At 59.2% G+C, this 23,291-nt stretch carries 26 protein-coding genes, 1 pseudogene and 1 riboswitch; of the genes and pseudogenes, 1 reads left to right on the forward strand and 26 read right to left on the reverse strand.

The features are described 5' to 3' along the window. From ACUVTU_RS06225 to ACUVTU_RS06315, 19 genes and pseudogenes are all read right to left on the reverse strand, one after another. Positions 1 to 477 (reverse strand): annotated as a pseudogene (locus tag ACUVTU_RS06225) (hypothetical protein); the annotation flags it as partial. A 38-nt stretch (positions 478 to 515) separates the two neighbouring features. Further along, positions 516 to 800, reverse strand: a complete 285-nt coding sequence (gene eutM / locus ACUVTU_RS06230; protein WP_445889095.1) for an ethanolamine utilization microcompartment protein EutM — start codon at positions 798 to 800, stop codon at positions 516 to 518. A gap of 46 nt (positions 801 to 846) precedes the next feature. Beyond that, on the reverse strand, positions 847 to 1,500 hold the full coding sequence (gene eutL, locus ACUVTU_RS06235; RefSeq protein ID WP_445889096.1) for an ethanolamine utilization microcompartment protein EutL: 654 nt from the start codon (positions 1,498 to 1,500) through the stop codon (positions 847 to 849). Between the two features lie 34 nt (positions 1,501 to 1,534). Beyond that, the gene (locus ACUVTU_RS06240; protein WP_445889097.1) at positions 1,535 to 2,992 is read right to left on the reverse strand and encodes an ethanolamine ammonia-lyase reactivating factor EutA; all 1,458 of its coding nucleotides are present in this window, start codon (positions 2,990 to 2,992) and stop codon (positions 1,535 to 1,537) included. Positions 2,993 to 3,016: 24 nt separating this feature from the next. Next, complete coding sequence (gene eutC / locus ACUVTU_RS06245; protein WP_445889098.1) at positions 3,017 to 3,961, reverse strand: ethanolamine ammonia-lyase subunit EutC; 945 nt, start codon at positions 3,959 to 3,961, stop codon at positions 3,017 to 3,019. Between the two features lie 2 nt (positions 3,962 to 3,963). Further along, a complete protein-coding gene (locus tag ACUVTU_RS06250; protein ID WP_445889099.1) occupies positions 3,964 to 5,340 on the reverse strand; it encodes an ethanolamine ammonia-lyase subunit EutB in 1,377 nt (458 codons plus the stop codon). Between the two features lie 25 nt (positions 5,341 to 5,365). Continuing rightward, positions 5,366 to 6,787: an ethanolamine permease gene (gene eat / locus ACUVTU_RS06255; RefSeq protein ID WP_445889100.1), complete on the reverse strand. Its 1,422-nt coding sequence runs from the start codon at positions 6,785 to 6,787 to the stop codon at positions 5,366 to 5,368. A 25-nt stretch (positions 6,788 to 6,812) separates the two neighbouring features. Then, a complete protein-coding gene (locus ACUVTU_RS06260; RefSeq protein WP_445889101.1) occupies positions 6,813 to 6,968 on the reverse strand; it encodes a hypothetical protein in 156 nt (51 codons plus the stop codon). A gap of 64 nt (positions 6,969 to 7,032) precedes the next feature. Continuing rightward, entirely contained in the window at positions 7,033 to 7,506 is a 474-nt protein-coding gene (locus tag ACUVTU_RS06265) for a response regulator (protein ID WP_445889102.1), read from the reverse strand. A gap of 23 nt (positions 7,507 to 7,529) precedes the next feature. Further along, complete coding sequence (locus ACUVTU_RS06270) at positions 7,530 to 8,975, reverse strand: sensor histidine kinase (protein ID WP_445889103.1); 1,446 nt, start codon at positions 8,973 to 8,975, stop codon at positions 7,530 to 7,532. A gap of 22 nt (positions 8,976 to 8,997) precedes the next feature. Further along, a complete protein-coding gene (locus tag ACUVTU_RS06275; protein ID WP_445889104.1) occupies positions 8,998 to 9,432 on the reverse strand; it encodes a EutP/PduV family microcompartment system protein in 435 nt (144 codons plus the stop codon). Positions 9,433 to 9,503: 71 nt separating this feature from the next. After that, positions 9,504 to 9,839 carry an ethanolamine utilization microcompartment protein EutS gene (eutS, locus tag ACUVTU_RS06280; RefSeq protein WP_445889105.1) on the reverse strand — a complete coding sequence of 112 codons (336 nt, stop codon included), beginning with the start codon at positions 9,837 to 9,839 and terminating at the stop codon, positions 9,504 to 9,506. Between the two features lie 184 nt (positions 9,840 to 10,023). Further along, a complete protein-coding gene (locus ACUVTU_RS06285) occupies positions 10,024 to 10,599 on the reverse strand; it encodes an ANTAR domain-containing response regulator (protein ID WP_445889106.1) in 576 nt (191 codons plus the stop codon). 206 nt (positions 10,600 to 10,805) lie between these two features. Continuing rightward, entirely contained in the window at positions 10,806 to 11,432 is a 627-nt protein-coding gene (thiF, locus tag ACUVTU_RS06290; protein ID WP_445889107.1) for a sulfur carrier protein ThiS adenylyltransferase ThiF, read from the reverse strand. A gap of 93 nt (positions 11,433 to 11,525) precedes the next feature. Continuing rightward, complete coding sequence (gene thiH / locus ACUVTU_RS06295; RefSeq protein ID WP_445889108.1) at positions 11,526 to 12,644, reverse strand: 2-iminoacetate synthase ThiH; 1,119 nt, start codon at positions 12,642 to 12,644, stop codon at positions 11,526 to 11,528. A gap of 1 nt (position 12,645) precedes the next feature. Then, complete coding sequence (locus ACUVTU_RS06300) at positions 12,646 to 13,437, reverse strand: thiazole synthase (protein ID WP_445889109.1); 792 nt, start codon at positions 13,435 to 13,437, stop codon at positions 12,646 to 12,648. A 1-nt stretch (position 13,438) separates the two neighbouring features. Continuing rightward, positions 13,439 to 13,642 carry a sulfur carrier protein ThiS gene (thiS, locus tag ACUVTU_RS06305; protein ID WP_445889110.1) on the reverse strand — a complete coding sequence of 68 codons (204 nt, stop codon included), beginning with the start codon at positions 13,640 to 13,642 and terminating at the stop codon, positions 13,439 to 13,441. After that, the gene (locus tag ACUVTU_RS06310) at positions 13,643 to 14,278 is read right to left on the reverse strand and encodes an MtnX-like HAD-IB family phosphatase (RefSeq protein WP_445889111.1); all 636 of its coding nucleotides are present in this window, start codon (positions 14,276 to 14,278) and stop codon (positions 13,643 to 13,645) included. 133 nt (positions 14,279 to 14,411) lie between these two features. Beyond that, positions 14,412 to 14,517: riboswitch (TPP riboswitch) on the reverse strand. Positions 14,518 to 14,593: 76 nt separating this feature from the next. Further along, positions 14,594 to 15,244 carry a thiamine diphosphokinase gene (locus ACUVTU_RS06315; protein ID WP_445889112.1) on the reverse strand — a complete coding sequence of 217 codons (651 nt, stop codon included), beginning with the start codon at positions 15,242 to 15,244 and terminating at the stop codon, positions 14,594 to 14,596. A gap of 188 nt (positions 15,245 to 15,432) precedes the next feature. Here ACUVTU_RS06315 and ACUVTU_RS06320 point away from each other — a divergent pair, with 188 nt between their 5' ends. Then, positions 15,433 to 16,347: a LysR substrate-binding domain-containing protein gene (locus ACUVTU_RS06320; protein WP_445889113.1), complete on the forward strand. Its 915-nt coding sequence runs from the start codon at positions 15,433 to 15,435 to the stop codon at positions 16,345 to 16,347. 122 nt (positions 16,348 to 16,469) lie between these two features. Here the strand turns inward: ACUVTU_RS06320 and ACUVTU_RS06325 are convergent, their stop codons facing one another. The 7 genes from ACUVTU_RS06325 to ACUVTU_RS06355 form a co-directional block, all read right to left on the reverse strand. Next, positions 16,470 to 18,194 (reverse strand): NADH-dependent [FeFe] hydrogenase, group A6, encoded by a 1,725-nt coding sequence (locus ACUVTU_RS06325; protein WP_445889114.1) that lies wholly within the window; start codon positions 18,192 to 18,194, stop codon positions 16,470 to 16,472. Positions 18,195 to 18,210: 16 nt separating this feature from the next. Continuing rightward, complete coding sequence (gene nuoF, locus ACUVTU_RS06330; protein WP_445889115.1) at positions 18,211 to 20,004, reverse strand: NADH-quinone oxidoreductase subunit NuoF; 1,794 nt, start codon at positions 20,002 to 20,004, stop codon at positions 18,211 to 18,213. Beyond that, positions 20,001 to 20,375, reverse strand: a complete 375-nt coding sequence (locus ACUVTU_RS06335) for a (2Fe-2S) ferredoxin domain-containing protein (RefSeq protein ID WP_445889116.1) — start codon at positions 20,373 to 20,375, stop codon at positions 20,001 to 20,003. The genes nuoF and ACUVTU_RS06335 overlap by 4 nt, the downstream gene beginning before the upstream one ends. After that, the gene (locus ACUVTU_RS06340; RefSeq protein WP_445889117.1) at positions 20,350 to 20,925 is read right to left on the reverse strand and encodes an ATP-binding protein; all 576 of its coding nucleotides are present in this window, start codon (positions 20,923 to 20,925) and stop codon (positions 20,350 to 20,352) included. Before ACUVTU_RS06340 ends, ACUVTU_RS06335 begins: the two co-directional genes overlap by 26 nt. Then, a complete protein-coding gene (gene nuoE, locus ACUVTU_RS06345; RefSeq protein WP_445889118.1) occupies positions 20,925 to 21,431 on the reverse strand; it encodes an NADH-quinone oxidoreductase subunit NuoE in 507 nt (168 codons plus the stop codon). Before nuoE ends, ACUVTU_RS06340 begins: the two co-directional genes overlap by 1 nt. A 100-nt stretch (positions 21,432 to 21,531) precedes the next feature. Continuing rightward, positions 21,532 to 21,906 carry a DRTGG domain-containing protein gene (locus ACUVTU_RS06350; RefSeq protein WP_445889119.1) on the reverse strand — a complete coding sequence of 125 codons (375 nt, stop codon included), beginning with the start codon at positions 21,904 to 21,906 and terminating at the stop codon, positions 21,532 to 21,534. Further along, on the reverse strand, positions 21,899 to 23,242 hold the full coding sequence (locus ACUVTU_RS06355; RefSeq protein WP_445889120.1) for a [Fe-Fe] hydrogenase large subunit C-terminal domain-containing protein: 1,344 nt from the start codon (positions 23,240 to 23,242) through the stop codon (positions 21,899 to 21,901). The genes ACUVTU_RS06350 and ACUVTU_RS06355 overlap by 8 nt, the downstream gene beginning before the upstream one ends. Between the last annotated feature and the right edge of the window lie 49 nt (positions 23,243 to 23,291).

Here is a 23,291-nt window from a genome sequence, read left to right on the forward strand (position 1 = left end):
CCTGGCCGTCCAGGACCTGCCGGAGCACATGAGACATGCCAGTGAGGCCCCCCCCCCCCCCCCCCGGGGGGGGGGGGGGGGGGGCCCGCCCCCCCCCCCCCACACCCGCACCCGCCCCCCGCGCCCCCAACCGATACCCGACCCCCCCCGCGCCCGCCACGATACCCCCGCCGTCCGCAGGCGCGTCGATGCAAACCCGACGGCCACGGGTGACACCCCGCCCCCGCCGCCCGGCAAAGTTTCCGCCAGCCGGCCGGCCTGCGGGCGGGCGGCCGCGGGCGCGGCGGGCCCGCGGGAGCGGGCCGTCGGCTGCGCTGCGGGCAGGGGGGAGGGTGACGGCTGAATCAGACTGATTTTGCGTTCATGGAGAAACTGGGCGGCCGCCGGTGTCAGACGGGCACCCGCCGGCAACTCGAAGCTGGAAAAAGGTGCCTGCCGGTAGCGATCGCGCAGTTCCAGTTCGGTGATCACTTTCAATACTTATCCCCCCCCGGACCTGGAGTCAGGCGGCTACATTACTTCTCCAGCTTGGGCAGGATGTATTCCACATCAGCATGGGGCCTGGGAATGACATGCACCGAAATGAGTTCGCCAATGCGCTGCGCCGCTGCCGCACCGGCATCGGTGGCCGCCTTGACCGCGCCCACATCGCCGCGCACCATCACGGTCACCAGACCGCCGCCCACATGCACCTTGCCAATCAGCGATACGTTGGCTGCCTTGACCATAGCATCGGCAGCTTCAATGGCGCCTACCAGACCTTTGGTTTCAATCATGCCCAGAGCATTGGTTGTGCTCATTGTGTAAACCTCCTGTTTTTATTGCTGAATTTAATTAATTACTTGCTTAATACTGGCGCGGGCTGTTGGCCACGCTGATCACGGCATCGCGGAAGGCTTCCGCGGCTGCCTTACAGGCGCTCTGTGTTCCGGTAAGCAGAGCACCACCGAAGTTGGTCTCACTGGGTGGGCCGTACCAGGCCACCATGCGCACATCGGCCGCCTTGAGCGCCGCGTCCACCGCGTAAACCGATTCCAGCGGTGGGGCAATCAGGTAGGCCAGGGGTTCCCCTTCCGCAATGCCGGCTACTTTGGACAGGTAGCTGCCGGTGCGGGAGATTACATGGGGATACATGGCAATAGTACCTTCTTCGTTGGCCGTGTAGAAGAACGCTTCTTCCTCCAGAGTGAGAATGGCTGCCTCCAGCCCGCTGCGCACCTCGGCCGGGTTGGGACCGGCAATGATGCCGATAAACTCACCCGAGAGCGGGCCCGAAGCATGGGCCGCCCCGGCATAGAAGGAACGGGCATAGACCACTTCCACCTGGGCCTTCTTGGTAGCTTCGTCAATGGCCGTGTAACCGGCATCGTCGATGGTGCAGGTGAGCATGCCCACGCTGCGCTGTTCCGGCGTCAATTTCAGGTTGGCCGCCAGGTCGGGAGATACATTGGGAATAATGCGCACGGCCAGGATCTCTGCTTTAATGGGTTGCAAGATCATGGGTTGCTTCGCCACCTCCTTGCCTGTCCTGGCATCAGTTGTTAAAAACCAGTGTCTTCACGGTCACCGGCACCACCCGGCCGTCCATCAGCGGGGTGCCAATGTCCATATAGTCTCCGTCGTCCACATTAATCTGGTCGATGCTGATCAGCGGCCGATCCGGACCCAGCAACTGGCGCAGCGTTTGTCCCACTACCCGGCCGCAGTCCTGTTCCAGCACCACCACCAGCGGGTGGGGGCCGGCCAGGTAGCCGGCCAGGCCCTGCACAATACCGTGGGCCAGCTCCACCACCGCCTGGTAGGTGTGATCGGCCGGACCGGGCAGAGCCAGGGCCAGCGGCTGACCTTCCCGGTCCAGGCCGGTAGCAGTCAGCTGCTCACTGATGCGGTGGGCAATTTCCTGCCGCCCCGGCGGTACGCTGCGGCCAAAAGGACGCAGCACAGGCAGGTTGCGCAGGGGCAGCCAGGCCGGATCAACGTGGATGGTACAGCCGCTGATATTCATGGTCTGGGTACCGGCCCCAATCACCGTGGCCCGAATGGTTTCCCGGGGTCGCACCAGATTCCAGCCCCGGTTCAGACAGGCCCGGTGCAGGGCCTGTCCCAGAAAGGGCCCGATGTCGCCAAAGCGCGTCCCTTCGGACAGGGTCAGAGGCACGGCCGCCCGCTCGTACATATACTCAGCCACGCCACCGGAAAACATCAAGGCCTCCAGCGGGTAATCCAGGCGCAGGGGTGGCGTCATCAGCAGCATTTCCGCCAGCCGGTCGCCGGCCCCCGGTTCCAGCAAGGCCAGCACGGCCTCGGCCATAACCCCGGTCAGACGGTGCAGTTCGGACAGGGTGAGCACATCGCCCACTCCGGCCGGAATGCCGGCGCTGTCCAGAGCCGCCCGCCCGGGCCGGGAGACGTAAAGAATCTCTCCGCTGCCCGGACGGAGCACCAGCAGCCGTCCGCCAATGTTCACACAGGAAGCATCAATGGCTTTGCCTTCTTGAAACACAGCCAGGTTGGCCGTACCACCACCTACATCAATGTTGCACACCGTGCGGTGGTTCTGGCGGGACCAGGCCGCCGCTCCCGCTCCCCGCCCGGCAATGATGGATTCCAGGCGCGGCCCGGCGGTAGCCACCACAAAGTTGCCGGCATAGCCGGCCAGACTTTCCAGCAGCTGGCGGGCGTTTTCCTTTTTGGCCGTTTCACCGGTGATAATCACCGCTCCGCTTTCCACGCGGCCGGGCTCCATCCCGGCTGCGTGGTACTCCCGGGCCACAATGGCGCTCACCGCCTGGGCGTCAATCAGTTCGGGACTGAGCAGCGGGGTAAAATGCACCGCACTGCGGTAGATGATCTCTTTTTCCACTATCTCCAGCCGGGGCACGCTGGCCCCCGGCGCGGTATTGGCCACCACCAGGCGGCTGAAAACCAGCTGGGTGGTGGTAGTACCCACATCTATGCCCACACTGATAATTTCCTGGGCGCTTTTCCCCACAAGGTTCCACCACTTTTCCCGCCGCTACAGGGGCAGGTTGACCCCGCTAGCCTTGGCGTCATAAATCTTTTTCACCAGTGTGGCCAGGTGGGCGCCGGCTTCGGCGGGCGGCGTGCCGCCTTTGTGGATATTGGAAACTACAGTGTGGTCGGCTATCAGGGTGCCGGCGTGAGGCTGGTAAATCAGATAAGCGCTCATGCTTTCCGCCGTGCCCAGACCGGGCCGTTCACCCACCAGCAGTACCACCACTTTAGCCTGCACCAGCATACCGATTTGATCCATGATCTCCATCCGGCCGTAGCGCACCAGCACTCCTTTGCCCACAGTCAAACCCTGAGCCTTGATGCCCTCCAGCAAAGGCGGCAGGATGTGGGGCAGGTTGGCCGGCAAGGCCTTGGAGCTCAGCCCGTCGGCCACTACCAGCTGCACATCCACCCCGGTGGGGCAGTGCTGGCGAATCTTTTCGACTGAACTGGCAGAGAGCTTTTTGCCTAGATCCGGACGGGTGAGAAACTCGTCTTTATTGGAGACCTGGGACTCAACCAGCAGCAAATCGAACTTTTCGGCCAGGCTCTCGTCCAGCTCACTGAAAACCGCATCCTGGGCCACAGCGTGGTCGGCCCGGAAACGCAGCACGGTTCTGGTCAAAGGCCGCGGGCCGCTGCGCCACACCCCGATGCGGGCCGGTGTGGTGGACTTGAAATACTCCAGCGCCGCCCGGTCCTGAGGCTGCGGTACCAGAATCTCTTTTTGCATATCCACCAGGGCCAGATCCTCCAGACCGTCATCTTCACCGGTCAGACAGCCGGCCGCACAGCCGCTGCATACTGCTCCGTCAACCCGGGCTCCCGGTTCCTGCTCCGGGGCAGGTACTGCCCGGTCTTCTACAAGTGCCGGTTCAGCCGGACGGGCTGCCAGCTGGGACAGCACGGCCTGCACAATTTGTTTGATTTGTTCATCTGCCACCATGCCTAGCAGCCTCCTTTCCCGGTGAAAATGGATGCGTCACCGGCCCGGGCGGTCAGTCGCCCGTTCTCCCACAGGCCCATTTTCTCCAGCCAGGCGGTAAATTCGGGCAGCGGAGTCAGGCCCAAAAGCTGGCGCAGCGCTGCGATATCATGGAAGCTGGTGCACTGGTAGTTGAGCATGACATCATCTCCCATGGGAATGCCCATGAAGTAGTTGATGCCGGCCGCCGTCAGCAGTACGGCCAGGTTCTCTATATCGTTCTGGTCCGCCTTCATGTGGTTGGTGTAGCAGGCGTCACAGCCCATGGGGATGCCAGTCAGCTTGCCCATGAAGTGGTCCTCCAGGCCGGCCCGGATCACCTGCTTGCTGTCGTAGAGATACTCGGGCCCAATAAAGCCGACCACGGTGTTCACCAGGAAGGGGGCAAACTGTTTGGCCAGACCGTAGCAGCGGGCCTCCAGGGTCACCTGGTCGGCACCGTGGTGGGCATCCGAGGACAGCTCGGAGCCCTGGCCGGTTTCAAAGTACATCACATTGGGACCGCTGGCCCGGCCGTATTTCAGGGCAATCTCCCGCGCCTCCTGCAGCATGGCCACGCTCACCCCGAAAGCCTCGTTGCCCTTCTGGGTCCCGGCCAGACTCTGGAAGATCAGGTGACCGGGCGCCCCTTGCTGGAAGGCCTTCATCTGGGTGCTGACGTGCGACAGGACGCAGATCTGGGTGGGCACCTGCCATTCCTGGATGAAGTTGTACATGGTTTCCAGCAGGCGGGTGGTACCGGCCACATTGTCCTCCACCGGGTTGATACCGATTACGGCATCCCCGATCCCGTAGGACAGCCCCTCCCGGATGGAACTCAGCACACCTTCCGGGCTGTCGGTGGGGTGGTTGGGCTGCAGGCGGACGGCCAGACAGCCGGGCACGCCGATGGTGGTGTTGGCCCGTGCCGTGATGTTGATCTTCCTGGCTCCGTAGATCAGGTCCAGGTTGGTCATCAGTTTGGCCACCGCCGCCACCATTTCGCTGGTCAGGCCGCGGCTGATGCGCTGGATGTCGGCACCGGAAGTGCTGTCGCTGAGGATATACTCCCGCAGCTGAGCCACCGTCCAGTTCTTAATCTCCTGATAAATCGGTTCGTTGACATTGTCGTCAATGATGCGCGTTACTTCGTCAATCTCGTAGGGAACGACAGGGTTCTGGCGCAGGTCCTCCAGGGTCAACTCGGCCAGCACGGCCTTGGCGGCCACTCTTTCTTCCGCTGAAGCGGCGGCAATACCGGCCAGGATGTCCCCGGACTTTTCCTCATTGGCCTTGGCCAGCACATCCTTTACATCTTTAAAGGCAAAGGTGCGGCCAAACAGCCTGGTCTTCAGCCTCAAAGCCTTCCGACCTCCTTTGTTTCTACTAGTTCAGTTCTGCCTCGGCTTTGGCCAGAATGGCAAATTCTTCTTCCGGAGCGCTGGCCACCAGGTGGTGACGGCTGTAGAGCCAGAAGTAGAGGACAAATACCAAGTAAACCAGGGCGGTCCAGAGAATTACCTTGGGAGCATAGAAGAAACCAGCAAACAGCGCCACTATGGCCAGCACCAGAGCAATGATCGGGGTGAGCGGATAGCCAGGCACCTTGTAGGGACGGTGCAAATGGGGTTCTCTGGCCCGCAGCACCAGTGCGGAGAGCATCATCATGATGTAGGAAATTACCGCACCAAACACGGCAATCTGAATCAACACGTCACCATTGCCCAGAATGGCCGAAACTATGCCGATGACACCGCCCACCAGAATGGCTACATAGGGAGTGCGGAAGCGGGGGTGCACCGCAGACAGGAAACGGGGCAGATAACCGGCCCGGGACAGAGCAAACACGGCCCGTCCGGCGCCAAAGATAATGCCGTTGAAGCTGGCAATCAGGCCGGCCAAACCGATGATGCCCAGGCCCTTGATGGCCCAGTGGGCGTTACCGTAAACCGCACCTAGGGCCTCGGGCAAAGGGCTGTCAGATTTGCTCATCATTTCCGCACCGCCCACACCGGCAGCCAGGAAGAGCACCACAAAAGCCGAGATTAACAAAGTAACGATGGAGCTGATCAGCCCCCTGGGCATATCTTTGGTCGGATCCTTGCACTCTTCAGAAACCAGCGGCAAACCTTCTATAGCCAGGAAGAACCAGATACCATAGGGAATGGCCGCCCAGATGCCCAGCAGGCCGAAAGGCATGGTTTGGCTGTTGCCGGCGGCGGGGGCAATTTCCAGCAATTTACTCATGTCAAAGTGGGGAGCAGCCAGAGCGGCGAAAATTACCAGACCCACCAGCGCGGTGCTGGTCACCACCAGCTCAAAGGTCAGGGTAGTCTTGGCGCCGAAAGTATTCAGGGCCAGGAAGATGACAAAAACGCCAGTCACAAGAATCCACTTGGGCAGGCCGGGCATGATGAAGGTGATGTAGCCGGCGATACCGTTGGCAATAACCGCGGGAGCCAGTACATATTCCAGCACCACGCCGATGCCGGCCAGATAGCCACCCCAGGGCCCCATGGCCTTGCGGGCGAAAGCGTAAGCACCACCGGTGAAGGGAATGGCCGTGGCCAGTTCAGAAATAGTGAAGCACATAGCGGTATACATAATTCCCATCAAAATGGTGGCGATGAACAACCCCCAGAAACCACCGGCAGCGATACCAAAGTTCCAGCCAAAATAGTCACCCGAGATAACATAACCCACACCCAGGCCCCAGAGCAGCAGCGGCCCGGCAAATCTCCTCAGCTGCCCGCTTTCCCCGTGACCGCAGGCAGCACCCTCAACTTCTTTCGCTTGTCCATTTGACATGCCTTTCCCTACCTCCTTGGAGTAATTATTCCGGCAGCGCCTGGTCGCATTTACTTTTTGCTGCGCTGCTTTCACTGATACAAAATGCTTTAAACCCCAACCTCTTTGTCTTCTCATCCCCCCTGCTGTGCAATATAACGGGAATATAAAAAGCCCTTTCCCAGCCGGCAAAAATGGCCAAACAAACCGCCATCCTTGCCGGCTGAAAAAGGGCCACACCGCCCGTGATGCTGTTGTCGTCCGGATCAGGAAAGCGCTTTTCCCGCCCGGCGCAGCCTTTGCTGCCTCTCCTGCTGCAGGTTTTCCTGCAGCACCACCTTGTAGCGCTTGAGCTTGCCCAATTCTCTGGATCGCTGTACAGCCACCCGCACGGCCGGAGAAAGATCCCTTTCCAGCACCGGTTTGGTCAGGTAACCCATCACCCCGGCCTCCACCGACCGGCGAATGATGTCGGTATCGCTGTAGGCTGTGAGCAGCAGTACCGGAGCCAGCTTGCGGCCGTTAATTAATTTGGCCGCCTTCACCCCGTCCAGACGGGGCATGCGTACATCCATAATCACCAGATCGGGCCGCAGTTTCTCAGCCAGTTCCAGCGCCTCCAGGCCATTACGCGCTTCCCCCACCACCTGGTGCCCCATTTCATACAGCATTTCTTTTAAGTCCAGGCGGGTGAGCGCTTCATCGTCGGCCAGCAGTATGCGATATTTCTCTTCCGACATATTCAGCTTCCTTTCTCGTCGGCTCATCCAGAAGGGAAAACCAGCTCGGCCCGTGTTCCCTTTTCCCGGGGCAGCACGCGCAGGTCGCCCCCCAGGTTTTCCCGTACCAGAGTTAAGGCTATCTGCAACCCCAGGTTGGTCATGCTCTCCAGAGAGAAGTTGGCCGGCAAACCCCGGCCATCATCGGCAACACTGATCTGCACCCGGGGACCGGCCACAATATCCACCGCAATCTGCCCGGCTTCTCGTCCGGCCATACCGTGCTCCAGGGCGTTCTGCAAAAGCTCGTTTACAATAATGGCTACCGGCGTAGCCTTTTCCGAAGGCAGGTAGATCTTGTCCCCCTGCACAGTAATAACAACCGTGCTGTCGACCGTGAGCATGCTCTCCCGCAGCATGGCCGCAATCTTCTCAATGCAACTTTTCATTTCAATGATCTCCGGGCTCTCTCGGGAGAAAAACTCATGCACCAGAGCAATGCACTTGATCCGGTTGATGCTCTCCTGAAAGGCCTGCCGCACTTCGGGCACATCCACCCGGCGCATCTGCAGGCGCAAAAGACTGGCTATGGTTTGCAGGTTATTCTTCACACGGTGGTGGATTTCTTTAATCACCGCCGACTTGGCAATCAGCTGCTTCTCTTTCTGACGCAGTTCGGTGATGTCGCGCAACAAGTATACACTGCCTTTCAACACGCTGCCATCCAGCAGGGAAAGGGAACGAACCAGCAGCGTCCTGCCCCCCACCTGCACTTCCTCCACATCCAGCTCGCTGGAAAAGACCGGTGTAAGCTGGGGCAGGCGCTGCTCAATCTCAATCAGGGAGCGGGGGGCGAAATAGGTGCCGCACAGCGAGGTGAACAGGTTTTCCGCTACTTTATTCATGTAGGCTACTTCATACTTCCCGTTGGTGATCAGCAGGGCGTCATGAATCAGGGTGGGCAGCACATTGCCCATGGAATCCAGGTTAAACAGGGTGTCAGTGAGCTTCTGGGCGGTTTCCGAAAGCAGCTTGAGGGACTTTTCCTGCTGCACCTGGCTGCTGTTGTCCCTTTCCATGATCAGCACGGCAATAATCTCTCCGCTCACACCCCGCACCGGCAGCACGGTCTGAGCGATGGGCACACCCTCCTGACTGATCCCGCGCACATTGAGGGCCGGCTTTTCCGTGTTGAAGGCCTGAAAAACCGCCGGCTCATTTTCGGCATAGGCCGCCTGGCCCAGCACCGTGCTGCTATACAGGGAGGGGGCGGTGCGCGGCCTGGCCTCGGCCACCACAATGGCCACCCGCCGGTCTTCGGTGAACATATCTATAAACATATCGGCTCCCGCCAGATCGGCAATATAGGGAAGATTGGCGGCCAGTGAGCCGATAATATTCAGATCCTGCTCCAGCACCCGCTCATCCGGCGTATAGGCCTGGCGCCGCAAAAGGCGGGCCGCCAGCTCGGGCAGATAGGTTTTATCCACGGCACTCCAGCCCCCCTGCTGGTTAATCGTACCAGCCAATCTTGCGCTTCAACTCGTCCATCCCCACCCCGGTCAGGGCGGAAACCGCAATGACATCACCTTTCAAAGCCACGGTTTCCAGGAACTCCATTGCCCGGGACACACAGGCCGCCGGATGATCGGTCTTAGTCACCACACCCAGAGTATAGCCGGGAAAAATCTGGCCCATACCCGGGGGAAAGATACAGTTTTCCCGTGTGGCATCCTGCACAAAAAGCACATATTCCACATCCATGGCCGTGGCCAGCAGCGCCCGGTAATAGCGAGGGTTTTCCGCATACTCGCCCGGCGTGTCCACTGTGCGGGCGGTAAACTCCAGAGCCTGGGTCTTGCTGCTCAGTGGACCCCGGCCGTGCAGCACGTTCAGCAGGGTACTTTTGCCCGCCTCACTGGCCCCAATCAACATAATCCTGCTCACCGCCCGCACCTCCTCCCTACCCGGTCACTCCGCGCCCAGCAGATTGAACAGTTCATTTCCAGGGCAGTACATCAAGATCTGGTCACCCGGGCAGGGGTAAAGCCCAGGCTTTCCGACAATATTCGATTAACTTCGCGCAAAGCGGTTTCCACCCCGGCCACATCGCCCAGCACCACCAGTGAACCGGTAAAACGGTCCAGAAAGCCGATGGAAACATCGGCCGCCTTGGTGGCCAGGTCGGCGGCAATAATCGCCGTCTCACCCGGGGTGAGGGTGAGAATGCCGATGGCTCCCGCTTGCTTCACGCCCAGCTTTTTATATATTTCTCCATCGGGATGGGCGATCAGGTGACACAGGGTCACCTGTTTGCCCGGCACATATTCCTGAATAATCCTGGTTTTTTCCATAAAAGGCTCTCCTACACCAAAAAAGCCCCCTGTCCGGCCGGCGTCACTGCCCGCAAGTCAGAAGGCTTCTGCACCCTGGCTATGCTGTTTATAAAAAATAAAAATAGACTTAAACTTTCCTGACAACATACTACATTATTCACCGGTAAAATGCAAGCGGAATTATTTGCTCCGCGGCCCGGTCTTACTTGCCGGGGTAAGCTTCCCCCTCCAGAATCTGCCGGGCCACCTGCCCCATCTTCTGCTGCTGCAGCATGCTCTGCCGGCGGATATAGCTGTACGCCTCCTCCTCACTCAGCCCTTTCTCCCGCTGCAGTTTTTCCTTGGCCTGCTGCAGGGCTTCCCGGTCGGCCAGTTCACCGCGCAGGCGCAGCACATCGCGGCGCACCTGCAGCATTTCGGCAAATCTGGCCCGAGCCAGTTCCACCGCCGCCCGCAGGCGGCCCTCCTCCACCGGTTTGACCAGATAGGCCATCACCCCGCTGTCCAGCGCCCGCTGGATGGTCTGGTCGTCACTGTAGGCCGTAACCAGAATCACCGGCGCCAGCCGGCGGCGGCTGATTTCGCCGGCCACCTGCAGGCCGTCCAGACCGGGCATGGCTACATCCAGCACTACCAGATCCCATTTTTTCTCCTGCAGCATGGCCAGCGCCTGCTCCCCGTTGCGGCACTGGCAGACCTCGCTGGCCCCCATCTCGCCCAGCATCTGGGCCAGATCCAGGCGGAAGATGGGATCATCCTCGGCCAAAAGCACCCGCACAGCAATTCCCCCTTTGCAGGGCGGCTATCAGATAAGAAGCCTCAGCACTCTAAAAAGGAAAAACATTTTCCACGGCATTCGAACAATAGTATTATTAAAATAACACCAAATCTTCTGGCAGACAAGTACTTCCACTATATGTCATGATCAGAACGGTGCGTGCCGGCAGGTCCGCCGGGGAACCGAAAAAGACAGCCGGTACCGTTTTATTCCCGGTGCTCCGGGGAAGGCCAGAAATACTGCAAGATCACATCGGCCTGTTTGGCCGCTGCCGCCACCACAGCCGGAGCTACCGGGGGCAGCTGTGGCGAGACCTCGGAATGCCGGTCGCCCACCAGAAAGATATGATCTTTGATTCTGTGCACGGCAATGACATCGGCCCGGCCCCAGCCGGCCAGACCGGAAGCCGCCACCAGCAATTTGCCCGTGTTCCAGTAAGTCTCCACCAGCAAACGCTTGGTTTCCGCCCGGTCCAGCGCCTCCACCAGGGCGTCGCAATCGGCAAACAGTGCGCCCACATTGCTTTCCTGGATCTTTACGGGCCAAAGCTCCAGCTTAAGGTGCGGATTGATGGCGGCCAGGTTTTCCCCCAGAGCCTCCACTTTCAACCGGCCTACCTGGTGGGCGAAATAAAACTGCCGGTTGAGATTGCTCACCTCCACCCGGTCGTAGTCCACTATTTTCAGCCGGGTAAAGCCGCTGCGCACCAGAAACTGGGCGCAGTTGGAGCCCAGGCCCCCCGCCCCGGCAATGCCGATCTTCACCCGGCGGGCCACCGCCAGATTGGCCTCGCCCACCATCCTGGCCAGAGCGGCTGCCAAAATATCTTCCAAAGCAAACCCTCCTTTAAATCCGCCCTGGAACAGGCCCGGTCGACAGTTCACCTGGCGCGCATTCGGTCGATCACACGCCGGACGGGTTGGGACTCAGTTGGCCTCCAGCAGCTGCCAGTCTTTGAACAGCGGCTGGTATCCCTGGGCGTAGAGCATGGCCATGACCTCGTCCAGGCTCCGGCTGTCGGCCACGGCAAACTGATCTTCGGTCTTCTGGCCCGTCGCACTGTGTCCGCCCACCGCTGTGCAGGAGGCGGCCGACATTTTGGTCACTCCCAGTTTAACCAGGTGGTCGCGCAACCGGGCCGGTTCACGGGTGGACAGGGTGATGCCCGCCCGGGGCATGAACAGGCGAAAAGCCAGCATGTACTGCACCAGGTTCCGGTCGCTGACCAGTACCGGCGCGGCAAAACCGCCCACCTCGGGGCGCAGGCGGGGCGGGGAAAGGCTGACCTCCACGGCGGGGAATTTCTTTTGCAAATATGCGGCATGCAGTCCCGTGGCAAAGGCCTCACTGCGCCAATCATGCAGGCCCAGCAGTGCTCCCACATTGACGGTGCGCATACCGGCCCGACAGGCCCGCTCGGGAGCATCCAGGCGAAAATGATAGTCCTTTTTGGGTCCGGCCAGGTGCACCCGGTCGTATACCGCCGGATCATAGACTTCCTGATAAATGGTCAGGCCATCCACACCGGCAGCAATTAATTCGCCGTACTCCTCTTCGGTCAGAGGGTAAATTTCTATACTGATGCTGGAGAAATATTTTTTCAGCACCTGCACACATTCCCGGATATAGGAAACAGGCGAATGGTGCCGGGACTCGCCGGTGAGAATCAGGATATGCTTGAAGCCCATGCCCGATATGGCCCGCGCTTCCTGCTCCACCTCGGCCGGTGTCAGCCGGTCCCGCTTGATTTTATTGTGAGCCCCAAAACCGCAGTAGGCACACCGGTTCACACAGTAGTTGGCCAGGTAGAGCGGGGTGTAGAGCTGGATCACCCGGCCGAAGTGCTGCACCGTCAGGCGGTGCGCTTTCCAGGCCATTTCCTCCAGATACTCCTCGGCCCGGGGTGACAGCAGCACCAGGTAGTCGTGCTCGCCGAGCCGGGTTTTCCCCAGAGCCCTGCGCACATCGGCCGCTGTGACGTTGCTGAAGGTGTTTTCATCTACGCCCTGGCAGACGGGCAGATATACTTCTTCGTAATAGCTCATATCATTCACCCTCGCGCAAAAAACCGGTCAGGGGAGAGGAAGCGCTGGCCTGAAAGCGAACGGGGCCCAGGCCGGCCAGATAAGCCCGGCGCCCGGCCTGTACAGCCTGGCCGAAAGCGGCCGCCATCAGCACCGGGTCGCTGGCCGTGGCTATGGCCGTGTTCACCAGCACGGCGGCGGCCCCCATTTCCATGGCTTCGGCCGCTTCGGAAGGGCGGCCGATGCCGGCATCCACAATTACAGGCAGTTCAATCTCCTCAATCATGATCCGGATCAGTTCCCTGGTCCGCAGTCCCCGATTGCTGCCAATGGGTGCCCCCAGAGGCATTACCGCCGCTGCACCGGCCTCCACCAGCTGTTTGGCCACCATCAGGTCCGGGCTCATGTAGGGCAGCACCACAAAGCCTTCCCCGGCCAGAATCTCGGTGGCTTTCAGCGTTTCGTAATTATCGGGGAGCAAATATTTATTATCGGTGATCACTTCTATCTTCACCCAGTTGCCCAGTCCGGCCTCCCGGGCCAGCCGGGCGATGCGCACAGCCTCCCGGGCGTTGCGCGCCCCCGAGGTGTTGGGCATCAGGATACAGCCGGGCGGCAAATAGGTGAGCACGTCTTCTTCGGCAAAGTCCGGATCCACCCGGCGCACGGCCACGGTTACCACCTGGCAGCCGGCCGCTTCCACCACCCGGGGAATCAGCCGGTTGGTTGCAAACTTGCCCGTACCCAGAAACAGGCGGCTTTCCAGCTCCCGATCACCGATTACCAGTCTGTCTTTTGTTTGTTCCTGTGACAAATCAGCCACCTCCCACAAAACGCAGTATCTCTATCTGGTCATTTTCCTGCAGAAGCACTTCCCCCCACTGCTCTCTTTTTACCAGGTTGTAGTTGAGCTCCACAATTATGGTGGCGGGATTGTAGCCCTTTTGTTCCACCAGCTGCTGCAAACTGATTTCTCCGGGCAGCTCATACTCCCGGCCGTTCAGCAGCACTTTCACCATCTACACCTCCTGACTGACCAGCCATTCCAGCACATCGGCAAAACCGCGAATCACCCGGTGCTCGATACCCTTTTCCCGGCAGTAATCGGCCAGCCGGCCTTTGGCCAGCACCACATCGCAGTGCTTTACCGCACAGAAATCCGATGTACTGTCACCTATATAGATTTTGCGCGCCCCGGTTCCGGCCAGCTCCTGCACCAGCGTACTCTTGCAGGTGCCGCAGCGACCGCACTGCGGGTTGTGGTGCGGGTATTCCAGACGGTAACCGGCCGGAAAGGACAACTTATTGGCAAAGACCCGCACCGGCCAGCCGCCCCGCTGCTGCAGGGCGTGGATAATATAATCGAAGCCGTCGCTGAGGATATAAACCGGTATGTTCTTCCCACGGCACCGGGCCAGAAAGGTCTCAAAGTGCGGATCCACCCGGGCCTGATCAATCACCCGTCGCACCTTTTCCTCGGTCAGCTCCATATCCTGAAAGATTAATTCCGTACACTGCCGGGTGTCCAACTCCCCTTTTTCCCAGGCCCGAGCGTACTGCCAGGACCTGGAGGAACCGAACCGGCGCATGAGCATGTTGCAAGTATCTTCCAGAGTGATGGTGCCGTCGAAGTCACTGAAGATCACCCAGTCCACCCGACCACTCCTCCAACAATGATCAGACATCAGCGGAACTTCTTCTGCCGGGCATAAAACAAAAAAGTGCGCTGCCCCGCCTGACCGTAAGATACCGGGGAAGCACACTCCGTGCCTGATCAAACAGCTGCCCAAAGTGTAGCCTGTTCACTCCCTGCGCCGGCATTACCCGGATCAGGTTCTAAGGGTCAGGCTCTGGCCTTTCTCAGCGCCCTGGCGGCGCTCCCCCGGACGGCATCATTTTGCTGTGCTACAATTGTAACATAAAATATCCGGATAAACAAAACCGAACCGCGCTTTTGGCAGCAATTTTTGCTAACCCGTACCCGTATCAATTTCCATGAGCAGCAGCAAGCCCTCCCGCAAGGAGACCCGCACTTCACCCTGCAGCACTTCATTGCTTACAGTAAAAGGACGGCCCAGGTGCAAATCGGCATTTTCCAGGGGCCATTTCAAGCCAGAAGCAGTTACACCCCGGGCTATTTCGGTAAGCGGCAAAATAGAAAAGACGCTGCCCGGCCGGCAGTGCAGTACGGCCGGCCGCTGTGGCGCGGCCACCGTCACCCGGTGTCCCGGTCCCAGCAATACCGCGCTTATCCCCTGCCGGGCCAGCCGGCCCAAAAGGTGCAGCGCGGCCAGACTTTGATCCAACCGGCTGCCCGTACAGGCCAGCAGGAATATCTCCCCGGCCCCGCGGGCCAGGGCCTGCTCGATGGCCAGCTCGGTATCTATCTCGTCTTTGTCCCGGGGATAACGCAGAATCTGGCAGCCCGCCATACGGTAAGCCTCCAGCAAATCGGGTGCCACCGAATCCATATCGCCAATGATCAAGGACGGCACCACACCCATTTCCCGGGCATGGTGCAGCCCGCTGTCCGCACAGATCACCAGGGTTTCCGGCGTGCACAGCGACCTGTATCCGGCATAATCACCCATTTCTCCACCGGCAATGATTACACAGCGCACAGACATCCCATCCCGTTCCATACCTGTTCTTGACTTCGCTCACTTAACCGAAAGCTGGTGTTATTGTTTAAATTTTGAAAATTATATGAAATGTATTGCCATGCACCGGCATTAAACAATATTATTTTATCATGAACCGGTCGTCAACAAGAGACCTTTTTACATCTGGCAAAGCGAGGTAGCTCCGCATGAACATCAAACAACTGGAAACCTTCCTGCTGGTTGCCGAACTGCGCAACTTCACCCGGGCGGCCGGGCAACTGGGCATGAGCCAGCCGGCAGTGAGCTTTCAAATCAAGTCGCTGGAGGAAGAGCTGGGGGCCACGCTGCTGGAACGCAACGACAAAAAAGTGGTGCTCACCGAAACCGGACGGCTTCTTTACCCAGAAGTAAAACAGCTCATGCGCCACTACAGAAAAATCCGGGCTATAGTGAGCGAACTGGAAGGACTCAAGAGCGGTCACCTGATGCTGGGAGCCACCGGCATGACAGCCGAGATTCTTCTGCCCTGCTTTATCGGCGGCTTCCGGGAAAAACATCCGGGCGTAAAAATCAGCCTGAAAGTGGGCAACAGCCAGGCGGTAGCCCGCTGGCTGCAGGATAGGGAGGTCGATCTGGGCATCCTGGGTGAGGGTACACCTGTTGAGGCTATAGAAACACAGCCCTGGCTGGAGGATGAACTGGTTTTTATTACCGCCACCTGGCATCCCTACAACGGCGCCACCCTGGCAACCGAAGAGCTGCTGCGCGAACCTCTGATTGCCCGCGAAAGCGGCTCCTGCACTCGCCGGCTACTGGAAAAAAAGCTGGCTGAACACCAGATCGATCTGAATTACTTCCCCACATTTCTGGAACTGGGTAGCAACCAGGCCGTAATCCAGGCCGTACACAGCGGTCTGGGTACCGGCGTACTATCCGGCATTGCCGCCCGGGAAGCGTTGGAGGCGGGAAAGGTGGGGCTTATACACGTTCCCGGATTGCAAAATCGCTATTTCATCTACCTGGCCTGGCCGCGACAGGGTAATGATACACTTTCGGCCGGCATCTTCAAAAATTTTCTCTGCGATCCGGATATCCGCCGCCGTTTGCTGCCCAACCATTAGCACAATGAAAAAGCGGGGGTACCCGGCACCGGCCCGTCCACGGGACGGTCTACCTCCCAAGCACACCCGCTTAACATTAGACCCGCCAGCCTTCCTGAGCGGCCCCCCCTGTGCTCCTGCCTTTAAAGCCGCTCCCGGGCTGTATAGCTGGTATGCAACAGCCGGTGGGATTTATGCCCCAGGGGCTGTCCCAGGAATTCCTCGTAAAGCGCCCGCACGGCCGGGTTTTCGTGGGACTTGCGCCAGGGCAGCTCGCGATCCGCCCGGTAAATAGCTTCCAGGCGCTTAGCCCTGATCTCCGGGTCACTGGATATAGGCTGTCCACCACCGCCGATGCAGCCACCGGGACAGCACATGATTTCAATAAAGTGATACTGTTTTTCACCCCGGACCAGGCTGTCCAGCAGCGCCCGGGCGTTGCCCAGACCATGCGCCACCGCCACATTGATTACACTGCCGTCTATGTTGACTGTTGCTTCTTTAATACCCTGCAAACCGCGCACCTCGGTAAAATCCAGAGACAGCAAAGTGCTGCCCGTAATCAGCTCGTAGGCTGTTCGTAGAGCCGCTTCCATCACTCCCCCGGTAGCACCGAAGATCACCGCCGCGCCCGTGGAAATGCCCAGCGGCTCATCATAGTCCTCCTCGGGCAGCGCAGCAAAATCAATCCCGGCCTGCTTGAGCATACGGCCCAGCTCACGGGTGGTCAGCACCACATCCACATCGACAAAACCGCTGGCCATCATTTCCGGACGGGCCGCCTCAAATTTTTTGGCCGTACAGGGCATGATGGAGACCACAAAAATGTTGGCCGGATCGATTCCCGCTTTTTGCGCGTAGTACGTCTTGGCCAGTGCCCCGAACATTTGCTGCGGCGACTTGCAGGTGGAAAGATGCGGCAGCAGTTCCGGATAAAAATGTTCAATAAACTTGATCCAGCCCGGACTGCAGGATGTAATCAGGGGCAGTTTGCCGCCATTCTGCAGCCGATGGATAAATTCGCTGCCCTCTTCCATAATGGTTAAATCTGCGGTAAAATCAGTATCAAAGACCCGGTCAAAGCCCAGGCGGCGCAGCGCGGCCACCAGTTTACCGGTGACTATACTGCCCGGCGGCAGGCCGAACATTTCCCCAATACTGACGCGCACGGCAGGTGCAGTCTGCACCACTACATGTTTTTGCGGATCACTTAGAGCAGCCCAGACCTCGGCCGTCTGATCCTTTTCCCGGATGGCCGCTGTGGGGCAAACCAGCGAACACTGGCCGCAGTTGACACAGGCCACATCGCCCAGCGGTGCCAGAAAAGCCGGAGCCACCACTGTGGCAAAGCCTCTTTCCTGCACATCAATGGCGTGCACACCCTGTACCCGGTCGCATACCGCCACACAGCGGCGGCACAAGACACATTTTTGGGGATCGCGCACCAGGGACAGGCTGCTCTGGTCCGGTTCATAGGGCGGCAGGGCTCCGGCAAAACGCACTTCGCGCACACCCAGTTCGGCCGCCAGCTGCTGCAGTTCGCAACCGGTATTGCGGATACAGGTCAGACAGTCCTGCGGGTGGTTGGAAAGAAGCAGCTCCAGATTTATCGCCCGGGCCCGCCGCACTTCCGGCGTGCTGGTATGCACCACCATGCCCTCACTGACCAGGGCCACACAGGAAGCTACCAGCGTTCGCGCCCCCTCCACCTGAACCAGGCACAAGCGGCAGGCGCCAATGGCGTTAATCTCCTCCAGGTAGCAGAGGGTGGGAATTTTAACCCCGGCCTCTTTAGCCGCCGCGAGAATGGTTGTGCCGGGGGGCACCCTTACTTCCTGCCCGTCTATGGTTAATGTCACCAGGGACATTTTTTTCCCTCCCGCCTTACATGGTATAAATGGCCATAAATTTGCATTTTTCCATACATGTGCCGCACCGGATACATTTCTCTACTTCAATCCGGTGGGCTTTCTTTTTCTCTCCCACAATGGCCCGGGCTGGGCAAACCAGCGCACAGCGACCGCAGCCATTGCATTTTTCTTCACTGATGGTATAGACTATTAAATCCCTGCAAACACCGGCCGGACATTTTCTGTCATAGATGTGGGCGGCGTACTCGTCCCGGAAATGGCGGATGGTGCTGAGCACCGGGTTGGGCGCGGTCTGTCCCAGCCCGCACAGGGCGGAAGATTTGATATTCCGGCCCAGTTCTTCCAGCAGCTCGATATCCCCGTCCCTTCCCTGACCTTTAATAATGCGTTCCAGTATCTCCAGCATGCGCCGCGTACCAATCCGGCAGGGAGAGCACTTGCCACAGGATTCATCCTGGACAAACTCCAGGAAAAAGCGGGCCAGATCCACCATACAGGTGCTTTCGTCCAGCACAATCATGCCACCCGACCCCATGATCGCCCCCAGACCGGTCAGCGACTCGTAATCCACCGGTACATCCAGGTGACTGGCCGGAATACAACCACCGGAAGGGCCGCCCGTCTGCACCGCCTTGAACTGCTTGCCGCCGGGTATTCCTCCCCCGATGTCGAAAATGATCTCCCGCAGGGTGGTTCCCATGGGCACTTCCACCAGACCGGTGTTATTGACCTTGCCGGCCAGGGCGAAAACTTTGGTTCCTTTGCTTTTCTCGGTACCGATAGCCGCAAACCAGTCGGCACCGTTTAATATTATCGGTGGCACGTTGGCCCATGTTTCCACGTTGTTAATCACCGTAGGCTTGCCCCACAGGCCCTGCACAGCGGGAAAAGGCGGTCTGGGCCGGGGTTCACCCCGTCTGCCCTCTATTGATGCCAGGAGGGCGGTTTCCTCACCGCAGACGAAAGCGCCGGCGCCCACCCGAATTTCCACATCAAAGGAAAAATCCGTGCCGAAAATATTGTCGCCCAGCAAACCATAGCGGCGCGCCCGGGTAATGGCCAGTTCCAGGCGTTCCACTGCCAGTGGATACTCCGCCCGTACATAGACATATCCCTGCCTGGCCCCGATGGCGTAGCCGCAGATGGCCATACCCTCCAACACGGAGTGCGGATCCCCTTCAATGATACTGCGATCCATGAACGCCCCTGGATCGCCCTCATCGGCGTTGCAAACCACATACTTGATCTCACCGGGGGCCCGGGCCGTAAATTCCCACTTCAGGCCGGTGGGGAAGCCCGCTCCGCCCCGGCCGCGCAGCCCCGAACGCTTAATACAGTCGAGCACCTGGTCCGGGGTCATCTCCACCAGGGCCCGGCCCAGGGCCCGGTAACCATCCCGAGCGATGTACTCCTCCACCGATTCGGGATTGATGATCCCGGTATTGCGCAGGGCAATCCTGGTTTGCTTTTGGAAGAAATCTATCTGTTCAAAAGAAGTTGCCGGTGCCGCACTTTCCGCCGGCTGGTACAGCAGGCGCCGCACCACCCTTCCTTTGAGCAGGTGCTCCTCGGCTATTTCCACGGCATCGGACGGCTTCAGCTGGCGATAGAATACTCCTTCTGGATAGACCACAATCACCGGCCCCAGATCACACGGCCCCATACAGCCGGTTTCCACCACTTTCACTTCCTGCTGCAGTCCCAACCGTTCAATATTCTCCAGCAAGGCATTTTTTACTGCCTGACAGCCCGAAGAAATACAACCGGCTCCGGCGCAGACCAGAACATGCGCCCTGTACAGCCTCATAACTTTTCGCCCTCCTCCTGGACCGTCCATTCCTGGATCACCTGACCGTTCACCAGGTGCGCCGAGACTATCTCCCGGGCTTTTTGTTCGTCCACATGACCATAGGTGACCCGCTCGCCCCCCGGCCCCTCCACCTGCACCAGCGGCTCGCAGTGGCAGAGTCCAGCGCAACCGGTCTGAGTGAGCACAACATCCTGCAGATTGCGCCTGCTGATTTCCTCCAGCAAGGCGGCAATGACATCGCGCGCCCCGGCCGCAATGCCACAGGTCCCCATGCTCACCACAACCTTAATCCCCTCTTTCTTTTCCCGCAGGGCCATCTCTCGCTGTATTTCCTCTCTCAACCTATCCAGCTCGGCGAGCGATTTCATCCATGCCACCTCCATACAAGCTTTTGATTCCCTCCCCCAGGTACCGGCCAAGCCAGACCAGCACTCCGGGTGTTGTCAAAGGCAAACCATGCAGGTACTTCCTCGCTTCGGCAGTGTCAAAAACAAACACGCGCCCGTTGTAGGTTTGCCGATAACACAGATGCAATGACTCCTGCCCGGCCAGCAGCCCTGTAAGCGTGCGGGGCATATCCCCCAGAGGCGGCCGGTCCCAGCAATAATAAGGAAAGATAGCCGTGACGCTGGTTCCCCTACCCGGCCGGCTCCCTATTTCCAGGTGACCGCCACAGCGCTCCACAGCCGCCTGCAGCAAGGGCAACCCCAGCCCCACTTTTTTGCCGGTCTTGGTGGTAAAGAAGGGATCGAGCAAGCGCTTTTGGATGTGCTCGGGTATGCCCGGTCCGTTGTCCTGTACCATAAAACGCAACTGATTTTCATCGGTTTGTTCATCTACGACTATTTTCAAGCTGGTAGCTCCTGCTTCCAGTGAATTACGGGCAATATCCATGATATGCCAGGACAACTCTTCCATCAGCGGCCACCTCCGGCAGCAGCTTTGCGCTGGTAGGCCGCCAGAATGCCGGACATGCTTTCCGGAAGAACCCGGGCATAGACATCACCATCTACCACTACGGCCGGCGCCAGGCCACAGGCTCCCAGACAACGCACCACCTCCAGGGAAAATTCCCCGTCGGGTGTGGTTTGACCGGGCTCCAGCCCCATTTCTTCCTTGAGCCGGCTCAACAACTGACCGGCCCCGCGCACGTAGCAGGCTGTTCCCTTGCAGACGCTGATCTGATGCCTGCCTTTGGGGTAAATGCTGAAAAGCGAATAGAAAGATACTACTCCGTACACCTTGCTCAAAGGCACATGCAGGACCAGGGAAATTTTTTTCAGAGCTTCCCGCGGCAAATATCCATAGATCTGCTGTGTCCGGTGCAGCACCTGGATCAGTGCCGCCGGCTGACCTCGATGTTCTTCCAGCAAGCTGTTTAGCTTGCTGGTCAGTTCACCACCGCATCGACAGGCGGAGCTCATTCACACCAACCCCCTAGAATTAATCCGTTATTTTACTATAAAAAAAGACACGGTTGCGCGCCGCCCGGGTGCGCCGACTGCACGGCGGCGCGCGAAGCACTTAACCCTGATCACCCCCCTGCTGCTCCAGCCAGCCGGCCTCCAACAACAGCCGGTAGGCCCGGCCGGCAGCCTGAAAACTATTCAAATGAGTAGAGAATAACGGTATGCCCTCGCGCTGCGCCAGAGCAACCGTTTCGGGCAGCGGCTGACGCCCACCGGTAATGATTATCCCGCTGATGCCCACCAGCGAGGCAACAGCGACCACGCTCTGGTGGCGCTGTATGGTCAGCCAAACGTCTCCCCGGCCGGCTCTGGCCAGCACATCACTCATCATATCGCCGCAGTAGAATCCCCTGATTGAAGGCATCCGTTCCATACCCGGACAGTGGGAAAAGAGCTGGAGAGCCTTGATCACATCCAGCCAGCTAATCATGCTCCTCACCTTCATCTCTGGCCGGAGACCATTCCCGGCCCATGGCCGGTGGCTGCTTTTGGGCCAGCTCCACAATTTCTTCCGCCAGTTGCTGCAGGCGCCGGCGCAGCTCAAATATGCAGTAGCTGCGGCGGGCATAACCCTGCACTATATCTTCGGCCAGAGCGCGGCAGCTGGGCGAACCGCAGGAGCCGCAGTCCAGCCCGGGCAGGCCGGTCACTATTTTTTCCGCTTCTTCCAGGCGCGCCAGTGCCAGCGCGGGATCGTCGGCCAGCTGGAGGGCTGGCCTGGCCGGCACAGGGCTTTTCCGGCAGTAATATTCCAGCTGGTCGGGAAACATGGATAAAGTATTATCTATACTCTGCCGGGAGCGGGCCAGATTACCCATGCGCACTCTGGCCACAAAAGGATTTTGTGGCACCAGACAACCGCCGATACAGCCACCCGTACAGGCCTGAGCCTCCAGGTAATCTATGTCCTCCAGACCGCCCCGCTCAATCTCCTCCAGCACACTGATCACGCAGTGGATACCGTCCACCGCCAGCAGAGAGCCGGTTTTAATCGCCTCATTTTCCCCCCCCGCCCGGCCCCAGCCAATACCAATCCCGCTCACAACAGGGGAAAGCGATGCCGTGTTCAAATTATCCATCATACGTAACAGGTTTCCATAAACAACCGACATGGAAATGGCCCCATCCACACTGGAACTGTCCCCGGCCGGTTGTTTTACCTCGGTCACTTTGGCCGGGCAGGGTGTCAGAAAAAAGACACCTATTTCCTCCGGTCCGAAGCCGGTTTGCCGCAGCGCAGCCTCCCGGGCCACCCGCCCGGCAATTTCCATGGGTGAAACCAGAGGAATGATCTGTTCCAGCAGGCTGGGAAAACGCACCTGCACCAGCCTGACCACTGCCGGACAGGCGGATGAAATGAGCGGGCGCGGTCTTACCCGCTGCTGCACCAGATAATTCCTGATGGCCCGGGAAACCGCCTCGGCCGCCAGAGCAACGGGAAAAACGCTGTCAAACCCCAGGGCCAGCAGCCCGGCATGAATTAGCTCCGGCGTCAGGTCCGGTTTAAACTGCCCGTAAAGTGAAGGGGCGGGTAAAGCTATACTGTAGCGGTACTTTTTAATGCCATCCAGGTCGTCGGTAATAGCCACCTTGGCCTGGTTGGGGCAGACCCGGATACATTCGCCGCAGTCGATGCACCTTTCCTCAATGATGCGCGCGCGGCCCTTGCGCACCCGGATGGCCTCGGTGGGACAGTGCTTGATACAGTTGGTGCACCCTTTACATTTTTCCTCATCCAATCGAACCGAGTGGAAATATTCCGGCACAGCATGCTCACCACTTTGATTATAGTAATGTAGATTTCCGCACAGTACG

It is taken from the genome of Desulfurispora sp., assembly GCF_052744395.1.